This window comes from Xenorhabdus entomophaga, from assembly GCF_037996725.1.
GTDB lineage: Bacteria > Pseudomonadota > Gammaproteobacteria > Enterobacterales > Enterobacteriaceae > Xenorhabdus > Xenorhabdus khoisanae.
This window is the reverse complement of sequence record NZ_JBBMXH010000427.1, coordinates 1-283: the sequence shown is the minus strand read 5'-3', so window position 1 is coordinate 283 and position 283 is coordinate 1. Positions and strand designations below refer to the sequence as shown.

Below are 283 nucleotides of genomic sequence, written 5' to 3'. Positions count from 1 at the left end.
GCATTATTTGTTACCCAAAGTTTCAGCAGGTTCCGCCACCGTACCAATGGTCACGGCCTTTTCATCATAAGCGGCATACAATTCTGGCGTTTCCAGTGCGTAACCTTCGTTTCGCAGGTATTTGTTTTCGAACTGTTTACGGTCGTCCACAAATTCCGCCTTACGCTGACGGGTATTGCGCTGGGTCAGAATTTGCAGGTTCGGCAACATAGTGACAATCATACGCTTACCCGGCATAAATGGCGGTATCATTGATGGACGTCCGGCAATGGTGCTTTCCAGC

The 283-nt window shown here is 49.1% G+C and carries 1 protein-coding gene; it reads right to left on the bottom strand.

The annotated features are described in order from the left end of the window. Nucleotides 1-3: 3 nt before the first annotated feature. A partial coding sequence (locus tag AAC854_RS23495) for a P2 family phage major capsid protein (RefSeq protein WP_340618521.1) occupies nt 4-283 on the bottom strand: 280 nt, incomplete at its 5' end.